Annotated in this window: 8 protein-coding genes; all 8 read right to left on the reverse strand. The window is 72.0% G+C overall.

Annotation, left to right across the window (positions count from 1 at the left end; genetic code table 11):
• Positions 1-115: 115 nt before the first annotated feature.
• The 8 genes from ACRX5S_RS29330 to rsmI all read right to left on the reverse strand — a co-directional run bounded on the left by ACRX5S_RS29330 (position 116) and on the right by rsmI (position 9,517).
• Positions 116-1,852 carry an ABC-F family ATP-binding cassette domain-containing protein gene (locus ACRX5S_RS29330; protein WP_436776165.1) on the reverse strand — a complete coding sequence of 579 codons (1,737 nt, stop codon included), beginning with the start codon at positions 1,850-1,852 and terminating at the stop codon, positions 116-118.
• A gap of 233 nt (positions 1,853-2,085) precedes the next feature.
• Positions 2,086-3,027: a 4-(cytidine 5'-diphospho)-2-C-methyl-D-erythritol kinase gene (locus ACRX5S_RS29335; protein ID WP_436776150.1), complete on the reverse strand. Its 942-nt coding sequence runs from the start codon at positions 3,025-3,027 to the stop codon at positions 2,086-2,088.
• A 64-nt stretch (positions 3,028-3,091) separates the two neighbouring features.
• Positions 3,092-3,982, reverse strand: a complete 891-nt coding sequence (rsmA, locus tag ACRX5S_RS29340; protein WP_436776151.1) for a 16S rRNA (adenine(1518)-N(6)/adenine(1519)-N(6))-dimethyltransferase RsmA — start codon at positions 3,980-3,982, stop codon at positions 3,092-3,094.
• Positions 3,979-5,055 carry a ubiquitin-like domain-containing protein gene (locus ACRX5S_RS29345; protein WP_436776152.1) on the reverse strand — a complete coding sequence of 359 codons (1,077 nt, stop codon included), beginning with the start codon at positions 5,053-5,055 and terminating at the stop codon, positions 3,979-3,981. The genes rsmA and ACRX5S_RS29345 overlap by 4 nt, the downstream gene beginning before the upstream one ends.
• A 217-nt stretch (positions 5,056-5,272) precedes the next feature.
• On the reverse strand, positions 5,273-6,169 hold the full coding sequence (locus ACRX5S_RS29350; RefSeq protein ID WP_436776153.1) for a TatD family hydrolase: 897 nt from the start codon (positions 6,167-6,169) through the stop codon (positions 5,273-5,275).
• 4 nt (positions 6,170-6,173) lie between these two features.
• On the reverse strand, positions 6,174-7,823 hold the full coding sequence (gene metG / locus ACRX5S_RS29355; protein WP_436776154.1) for a methionine--tRNA ligase: 1,650 nt from the start codon (positions 7,821-7,823) through the stop codon (positions 6,174-6,176).
• A gap of 91 nt (positions 7,824-7,914) precedes the next feature.
• Positions 7,915-8,214, reverse strand: a complete 300-nt coding sequence (locus tag ACRX5S_RS29360; RefSeq protein WP_436776155.1) for a hypothetical protein — start codon at positions 8,212-8,214, stop codon at positions 7,915-7,917.
• A gap of 445 nt (positions 8,215-8,659) precedes the next feature.
• On the reverse strand, positions 8,660-9,517 hold the full coding sequence (gene rsmI / locus ACRX5S_RS29365) for a 16S rRNA (cytidine(1402)-2'-O)-methyltransferase (RefSeq protein WP_436776156.1): 858 nt from the start codon (positions 9,515-9,517) through the stop codon (positions 8,660-8,662).
• Positions 9,518-9,662: the final 145 nt, after the last annotated feature.

Here is a 9,662-nt window from a genome sequence, read left to right on the forward strand (position 1 = left end):
CCCCTCTTGACGCCGCCGTCGGCGCCCGCGCCCGGCCCCCGCCCCGCCCGCCCGTTCCGCCGTCCGCTCCTCGAACGCGCGGACGACCGCGAGCCAGGCAACGTGTGCGACTCCCCTACTCCCCCGCGTCCTCCGCAAGCTCCAGCCACCGCGACTCCAGCTCGTCGCGTTCCGTGGCAATCGCGCGGAGTTCGCCGTCCAGTTCGGCGATCTTCTCGAAGTCGGTGGCATGTTCGGCCATCGCGGCGTGCAGCTTCTCCTCGCGTTCGCCGAGTTTGGCCAACTGGCGTTCGACCTTCTGGAGTTCCTTCTTCGCGGCGCGCGTGTCGCCCGTGCGCCGGCGGACCGGCACGGACGGCACCGCCGCCTCCACCACCGCCCGGCGCCGGGCCAGGTACTCGTCGACGCCGCCCGGCAGCATGCGCAGCGTCCGGTCGCCGAGGAGAGCCCACACCGTGTCGGTCGTACGTTCGACGAAGTACCGGTCGTGGCTCACCACCACCAGCGAACCGGGCCAACCGTCCAGCAGGTCTTCGAGTTGGGTGAGCGTCTCGATGTCGAGGTCGTTGGTCGGCTCGTCCATGAACAGCACGTTGGGCTCGTCCATCAGCAGCCGCAGCAACTGCAACCGGCGCCGCTCCCCGCCCGACAGATCGCCCACGGGCGTCCACTGCTTCTCGCCCGTGAAGCCGAACTGCTCGCACAACTGTCCCGCCGTCAGCTCGCGGCCCTTGCCGAGGTCGACACGCTCGCGCACCCGCTGCACGGCCTCCAACACCCGCCACGCCGGGTCGAGTTCGGCGACCTCCTGGGACAGGTACGCCAGCCGCACCGTCTTCCCCACGACCACCCGCCCGGCCGCCGGCTCCTTCTCCTCGTACGCGGCGTCCGCCATCGCCCGCATGAGCGACGTCTTGCCCGCCCCGTTCACCCCGACCAGGCCGATCCGGTCCCCGGGACCGAGGTTCCACGTCAGGTGCTCGACCAGCGTCTTGGGACCGGCCTGCACGGTGACGTCCTTGAGTTCGAACACCGTCTTGCCGAGTCGGGCGTTCGCGAACCGCATCAGCTCGGAGCGGTCGCGCGGCGGCGGTTCGTCGGCGATCAGCTCGTTGGCCGCCTCGATGCGGAACTTCGGCTTGCTGGTCCGCGCCGGGGCGCCGCGCCGCAGCCAGGCCAGCTCCTTGCGGATCAGGTTCTGCCGCTTGACCTCCTCGGTCGCGGCGATCCGCTCGCGCTCGGCGCGGGCCAGGACGTACGCCGAGTAGCCGCCCTCGTAGTCGTGCACCCGCCCCGCCTGCACGTCCCAGGTGCGCGTGCAGACCTCGTCGAGGAACCAGCGGTCGTGCGTCACGACCACGAGCGCCGAGCGGCGTGCCTTGAGGTGCCCGGCGAGCCACGAGATGCCCTCGATGTCGAGGTGGTTGGTCGGCTCGTCCAGGATGATCAGGTCGTGCTCGCCGATCAGCAGCTTGGCCAGTGCGATGCGGCGGCGCTCGCCGCCGGACAGCGGCCCGATCACGGTGTCCATGCCCTGCGGGAAGCCCGGCATGTCCAGGCCGCCGAACAGGCCCGCGAGCACGTCGCGGATGCGTGCGTCGCCCGCCCAGTCGTGGTCGGGCCGGTCGCCGACGATCTCGTGCCGCACGGTCGCGGCCGGGTCCAGGTCGTCCTGCTGGCTCAGGAACCCGAGGCTCAGCCCGGTCATGTGGGTGACGCGTCCGGAGTCGACCGGCTCCTGCTGCGCCATCGCCTTGATCAGCGTCGTCTTGCCGTCGCCGTTGCGGCCGACGACGCCGATGCGGTCGCCCTCGCCGACGCCGAGGGAGACGCCGTCGAGCAGCGTGCGCATGACGTATGCCTTGCTCACGGACTCAAGGTTGACCAGGTTCGCCACAGCACGACCTTCTCGGGGGACGGGAAACACCCGATTCTACGGCTCGGGTGAGGGGGCTCGGCGGGTGCGCCCGACCGGTGCGATACGACCGGCAAGAGGCGCATTACAGCAAGAGGTACAAGCGGGAGACATACGTCACGGCACAGCAGGTCCGCGCGAGACAGAAAGCGACGCCGGCCTCAGGCCCCTCAGACCGCCCCCGGCGCACTCTCCGCATTGCGCATGCGCGGCAGCACCCGCGCCCCGCCCACCGGCCCATAGGCGATTTTGGTGGTGCGGCACGTGCCCGAAGCCTCCAGCGCCCGCGCGACCGCGTACGCCCCCGCCTCGTCGGCCGCCAGGAACGCGCACGTCGGCCCGGAACCCGACACCAGCGCCCCCAGCGCCCCGGCCGCGGTGCCCGCCGCCAGCGTCCCGCGCAGCGCCGGGCGCAGCGACAGCGCGGCGTCCTGGAGGTCGTTCGCCATGCCCGCCCCCAGCGCGGCCGCGTCGCCCGCGCGCAGGGCCGCGATCAGCTCCTCGCGCGGTGCCGGGTCCGGTACGTGGGCCCCCGCGACCTCGCGCAGCCGGTCGCACTCGGCGTAGACGGCCGGGGTCGACAGTCCGCCGTCGGCGAGTGCGAAGACCCAGTGGAAGCGGCCGACCGAGGCCACCGCGGCGAGGCGTTCGCCCCGCCCGGTGCCGATGGCGGTGCCGCCGAGGTCGCTGAACGGCACGTCGCTGCCGAGTTCCGCGCCGAGGCGGCGCAGCATCTCGCGGGGTGTGTTGCCGCGCCACAGGGTGTCGCAGGCCAGCAGGGTGGCCGCGGCGTCGGCGCTGCCTCCGGCCATGCCGCCCGCGACCGGGATGCCCTTGCGGATGTGCACGTGCAGGTCGGGCGAGGTGCCGAGGCGGTCGGCGAGGAGTTCGACGGCGCGGGCGGCGAGGTTGGTGCGGTCGAGCGGGACTTCGCCGGTGCCTTCGCCCTCGGCGGTCACCGTGAGGGTGTCGGCGCGGGTGACGGTCACCTCGTCGAAGAGGGACACGGCGTGGAACACCGACACCAGTTCGTGGTACCCGTCCGGCCGGACCGCCCCCACGGCGAGCTGGAGGTTGACTTTGGCGGGAACCTGGACGGTCACGGAAGCCACGAGTGCGGGTGCCCCTCGTTCTCGGATGCTGGTCGCGTCGATCGTACGGCCCGTGAGGACCTGGTTACGCGGGGGGTGGCGCGCCGGGAGCGGCCTGCGGGCGTGCCTCCGCGATGCGCGTGAACTGCCCGATGTCGAGCGCCTCGCCGCGTGCCTTGGGGTCGACCCCGGCGGCCACCAGCGCCTCTTCGGCGGCGGCCGGGGAGCCCGCCCAGCCCGCGAGTGCCGCGCGCAGCGTCTTGCGGCGCTGCGCGAACGCGGCGTCCACGACGGCGAATACCTCCTCGCGGGTGGCGGTGGTGGCGGGCGGTTCGCGGCGGACCAGCGAGACGAGTCCGGAGTCGACGTTGGGGGCGGGCCAGAAGACGTTGCGGCCGATCGCGCCGGCGCGCTTGACGTCGGCGTACCAGGCGGCCTTGACCGACGGGACGCCGTACACCTTGCCGCCGGGCCGGGCCGCGAGGCGGTCGGCGACCTCGGACTGCACCATCACCAGCGTGCGTTCGATGCTCGGGAAGGTCTGGAGCATGTGCAGCAGCACCGGGACCGAGACGTTGTAGGGCAGGTTCGCCACCAACGCGGTCGGCGGCGGGCCGGGCAGTTCGGCGACGGTCATCGCGTCGGCGTGCACGAGCGCGAACCGGTCGGCTCGTTCGGGCATGCGGGCCTCGACCGTGGTCGGCAGGTGCCGGGCGAGGACGGGGTCGATCTCGACCGCGACGACGCGGTCCGCGGCTTCGAGGAGGGCGAGGGTGAGCGAGCCGAGGCCGGGGCCGATCTCCACCACCACGTCGTCGGGGCGTACCTCCGCGGTGCGCACGATGCGCCGCACGGTGTTGGCGTCGATGACGAAGTTCTGGCCGAGCTGCTTGGTGGGCCGTACGCCCAGTGCCCCGGCCAGCTCGCGGATGTCCGCGGGGCCGAGCAGACCGGGCCCCGCGGGACGATCACTCACGAGTACAGCTTACGGCCGCAGATCGGCCACGGACTCGCGCCCCGCTGCACGAACAGCAGCTTCGCGCGGTACGTCTGCTCCGCCGCGGGCGCGGTGCTCGCGACCCCCGTGCCGCCCATCGACTGCCAGGTGCGCGCGTCGAACTGGTAGAGCCCGTGGTACGTCCCGGACGGGTCGACCGCCGTGGGACGGCCCCCCGCCTCGCACTTGGCCAGCGCGCTCCAGTTGAGGTCGTCGGCACCCGCAACCGAGGTGGGCAGCTGCTTGGTGCCCACCTTGACCACCTGGTGCACCGGCGCCTTGACGATCTCCTCCTTGACCTTGCGCGGGTTCTGCCTGACGCCGTCGACGGTCTCGTACGCCCAGGTCACCTTTTTGATCCCGGCGACGCCCTTGGTCTCGACGGACTCCTGGCCCTTGAACCGCGTCGGGTCGTCCTGCTTCTTGGTCTCGAAGGGGATGCGCTCGTCCTTGACGACCGTCGTGCCGGTGACACGCAGGACGGACACCGTCATGCCCTCGGTGGGATAGGTGTCGGTGGGCACGCTTACGCGGTCCTGCGGCCCTATGGCGATCTGCGCCTGCCGCAGCACCTCGTCGAGACTGGCCGCGTTCGTGCGCACCGGGAGCTGGCGGCCGTCGACCATGAAGGTCACGCCGCGCTCGGTGCGCACGTCCAGGGCGAGGCCCTGGCGGCCGATGGGGGCTTCGCGCGGCACCGACAGGTAGGCGCCGTCGGTACGCACCTTGAGCTGGTCCATGGCCTCGGCGACGGACATGGCGGTCACCCAGACCTGCTGCGGGCGGCCGTCGAGGGTCAGGTCGAGGAGGCGGCCGTACCGGATCGCGACCTCGTCGCCGTCGTCGAGGTCGGCGTCGCGGCCCGGGGCGACGACGTCGTGTTCGCCTATGTCGATCTGCTCGCGGGCCAGCACGTCGCCGACGTTGGAGGCGAACGTGTGCACGCTGCGCTTCTCGCCGTCCACGATGATCGTGATCGTCTTGTCGTACTGCACGAAGGCGGTGGTACCGCCCACCAGCACGGCCACGACCAGCAGTTGGGGCACCAGCATGCGCGGCGAGAACCCGCGGCGGGGCGCTCTTCCGCGCCGACGCCCACGCTCGGCGGAACGACTCAAAAGGGTGGCTCCCTCACCTGCCGGTAGGCCCACAGGCCGACGTGCGGCCGGTGCGGGTCGACCGGTGCCAGTCGACCGAGCATGGGACTGTAACAGGTTGCCGATGCCCAACTGCCGTTCCACCGCGTACGGGTGAACCCGGCGGCGGCCCTCAGACGGTCCCGAATACCCGTTCGGCGTTGGCCGCCAGGGCGGTGCACAGGGTGTCCTCGTCGACGCCCTTCACCGCGGCCATCGCGCGCACCGTCACCGGGACGAGGTACGGCGCGTTCGGCCGTCCGCGGTGCGGGACCGGGGTGAGGAACGGCGCGTCCGTCTCGACCAGCAGCAGGTCCAGCGGCGCCGCGGCCACCGCGTCGCGCAGCGGCTGCGCGCTGGGGTAGGTGATGTTCCCGGCGAAGGACATGACGTAGCCGCGGTCGGCGCAGGTCTTGGCCATCTCGGCGTCGCCGGAGAAGCAGTGGAACACCACGGTCTCCGGGGCGCCTTCCTCCAGGAGGATGCGCAGCACGTCGTCGTGGGCCTCGCGGTCGTGGATGACCAGCGCCTTGCCGTACCGCTTCGCGATCGCGATGTGGCGGCGGAACGACTCCTGCTGCACCGCGGTGCCCTCGGGGCCGGTCCGGAAGTAGTCGAGGCCGGTCTCGCCGACGCCGCGCACCTGCGGCAGCGCGGCGAGTTCGGCGATCTCCGCGATCGCCGCGTCGAGTGCGGCCGTCCCGCCCGGCTCGCGGCGCTGCCCGGACCAGCCGTCGGGGTCGCCGTGCACGATCCTGGGCGCCTCGTTCGGATGCAGGGCGACCGTGGCGTGCACGCGCGGGTTGTCGAGCGCGGCCTCGGCCGCCCACTTCGACGACGGGACGTCGATGCCGACCTGGACGAGCGTCGAGACGCCGACCGCGGCGGCCGCGGCGAGGGCCGAGCCGACGTCGCCCTCCTGGAGGTCCAGGTGCGTGTGCGCGTCCCAGACGGGCACCCGCAGCGACGGCGGTGCGGGGGGCGGAGTGGTGTCCCTCGGCCCGCCGTCGCGGCGTGTGCGCTTGCCCATCGGGTCAGCTTTCCTTCTGCTCGTCGCGCTTCTCCTCCAGGCGGGGGAAGAGGATCTCGCCCTTGGTGACGGTCGCACCGGCGGGCAGGAGGCCCCAGGCGCCCGCGTCCAGGAGCTTCTGGTCGGCGAGCGCGCCCAGGTGCGCCTCGGCGCCGAGCGACGCCCACAGCTTCTCGGCGGTCGCGGGCATGACCGGGTTGAGCAGGACGGCGAGCGCCCGCAGCGACTCGGCCGCCGAGTAGAGGATCGTCGCCAGGCGGGCCTGGCCCTCGGGCGAGGTGTCCTTGGCGACCTTCCAGGGCTCCTGCTCGGTCAGGTAGCCGTTGACCTGCTTGACGTACGCGAACACGTCGTCCAGCGCGCCCTGGAAGTCCAGTTGCTCGACCTTGGCGTCGGCCGACTTCACGGTCTCCGCCAGCGCCGCGTGCAGGGCGCTCTCCGCGGCGCCCACCGCGGTCGCCTCGGGCAGCGTGCCGCCGAAGTACTTGCCGACCATCGCCGCGACGCGCGAGGCGAGGTTGCCGAAGTCGTTGGCGAGCTCCGAGGTGTACCGCGCGGAGAAGTCCTCCCACGAGAACGAGCCGTCCTGCCCGAACGGGATCGCGCGCATGAAGTAGTAGCGGTACGCGTCCACGCCGAAGTGCTCGGTGAGCTGCTGCGGCGAGATGCCGGTCAGCTTCGACTTGCTCATCTTCTCGCCGCCGACCAGCAGCCAGCCGTGCGCGAACACCTTGTGCGGCAGCGGCAGTCCGGCCGCCATCAGCATCGCCGGCCAGATGACCGCGTGGAAGCGCAGGATGTCCTTGCCCACGATGTGCACGTCGGCGGGCCACGTCTCGCCGAACTTCGCCTGGTCGGTGCCATAGCCCACGGCGGAGGCGTAGTTGAGCAGCGCGTCGATCCACACGTACAGCACGTGTCCGGAGTCCCACGGGATCGGGATGCCCCAGTCGAACGTCGACCGCGAGATGGACAGGTCCTGGAGGCCCTGCTGCACGAACTTCAGCACCTCGTTGCGCGCCGAGGCCGGCTGGATGAAGTCCGGATTGGCCTCGTAGAAGGCGAGCAGCTTGTCGGTGTACGCGGACATCCGGAAGAAGTAGTTGTCCTCCGACAGCATCTCCACCGGGCGGCCGTGGATCGGGCACAGCTTCTCGCCCTCGTACTCGCCGGTGCCGTCGACGAGCTCGCCGGGAAGCTTGAACTCCTCGCAGCCGACGCAGTACGGGCCCTCGTACGAGCCCTTGTAGACCTCGCCGTTGTCGTACAGGTTCTGCCAGAACTCCTGGACGCGCTGCGCGTGCCGGGGCTCGGTGGTGCGGATGAAGTCGTCGTTGGCGATCTCAAGGTGCTGCCAGAGCGGCTTCCACGCCGTCTCGACGAGCCGGTCGCACCACTCCTGCGGCGTCACGCCGTTCGCCAGGGCGGTGCGCATGACCTTCTGGCCGTGCTCGTCGGTGCCGGTCAGGTACCACACCTTCTCGCCGCGCTGGCGGTGCCAGCGGGTGAGCACGTCACCTGCGACGGTCGTATAGGCGTGGCCGAGGTGCGGGGCGTCGTTGACGTAGTAGATCGGGGTGGTGACGTAGAACGCCTTGCCGCCCGCGTGTCCGCCCGGGGTCGTGGAGAGATCAGTGGATCCAGTGGCCGCCATGCCGGAAATCCTACGGCCCGCGGCGGGTGGGTCGCCCCCGAGTATCACGGGCGGGTGTCACGGGGCGGCCCACCCTGCCGTCGACCTGCGGTCAGCGGCGGGACAGGCGCAGCAGGTGCCAGGAGTGCGTCCGCCCGCCGGACGAACGCGGCGGCGGCGCCGCGGACGCGACGCGGCCGGCGGGCAGGATCCGCAGGCGGGCGCCCTCGCAGTGCTCGCAGCGGGGACGGCTGAAGGGCGACGGCACACGGTTGCCGTCCGAGTAGTAGTGGCAGACCCGCTCGCCGTGCAGGTCGGTGACGTGGTGGATCTCGTACGCGCGCTCCCAGCCGTGGCCGCAGCCAAGACACACGAACGAGTACGCCTCGTGCACGATGGTCGATTGGTTCATGGCGACCTCCTCGCGCGGCCTGCCCACCGACGGTTCGGTGGTTCCTCGGCCCCGACTCCCAGGAAATGCCCCTCGCACGGCCCCGCGCACCGGTGGTTACAAGGCCTTGGCATCTTCTGGTGAGGAGAATGAAGAAGTTGGGGCCTCCTTGGGCCGAACACTCCCATTGTGCTACCGACACGTTGCCCGCGCTTGACGCGTGGCCTGGGGGTGGGTGGGTCGACGAGGGTGGCCTGCGCTCGACAAGTTGGTCGGACCTCGGTGCCTTGGTCGCTTGGTCGCCTCGGTCGGACCTCTACGCCGTGGTCGTCCTGGTCGCCTCGGTCGCTTGATCGCCTCGGTCGTTTGGTCGCCTCAGTCGGCTCCTCGGTCGTTTGGTCGCCTCAGTCGGCTCCTCGGTCGTTTGGTCGCCTCAGTCGACTCCCCGGTCGTCCCGCCCGCTCGCTCAGTCCTTGCGCTTCGCCGCCACCACCGCGTCGAAGACCTCGCGCTTGGGCAGGCCCAGCTCGGCCGCGACCTCGGCGATGGCCTCCTTGCGGTGCTGTCCGGCCTCCTCGCGGCGGGCGACCAGCGCGGCCAGTTCGGCCGGGCCGAGGTCGGCGGGCCTCGGCGGCGGCGCGCCCTCGACGACGACGGTGATCTCGCCGCGCACGCCGTCGGCGGCCCAGGCGGCGAGCTCGGCGAGCGGGCCGCGGCGTACCTCCTCGTACGTCTTGGTCAGCTCGCGGCACACCGCCGCACGCCGGTCGCCGCCGAAGGCTTCGGCCATCGCCGCGAGCGCGTCGGCGACACGGTGCGGTGCCTCGAAGAAGACCATCGTGCGCGGCTCGGCGGCCACGTCCCGCAGGCGTCCGGCCCGTTCGCCCGCCTTGCGCGGCAGAAAGCCCTCGAAGCAGAACCGGTCGACCGGCAGACCGGACAGCGCCAAAGCGGTGAGCACCGCCGACGGGCCGGGTACCGCGGTCACGCGTACGCCCTCCGCGACCGCGGCCTCGACGAGGCGGTACCCGGGGTCGGAGACCGACGGCATGCCCGCGTCGGTGACCAGCAGCACACGCGCACCGCCGAGCAGTTCGCGCACGAGTTCGGGGGTACGCGCGGACTCGTTGCCCTCGAAATAGGAGACCACCCGTCCGGGTACCTCCACCCCCAGCGCGTTCGTGAGCCTGCGCAGGCGCCGCGTGTCCTCGGCCGCGACGACGTCGGCCGCGGCGAGCTCCGCGGACAGCCGGGGAGGTGCGTCGCCGACCTCGCCGATCGGAGTACCGGCAAGCACGAGGACACCGCTGGGTTCATGTTCCACGGCACCATCCTCCCCCGTGGTGGGCCCCGCACCGCCCCGCGGTCAATACGATGACCGCGTGACGAGCGACGTGGCGACCGACAACCCCACCCGCAAGCGCTCCTCGGAAGGGGGCGGCGGGGCCGCGCCCGCGCCTCCGGACGCG

The sequence above is a fragment of the Yinghuangia sp. YIM S09857 genome (genome assembly GCF_051388915.1).
GTDB lineage: Bacteria > Actinomycetota > Actinomycetes > Streptomycetales > Streptomycetaceae > Yinghuangia.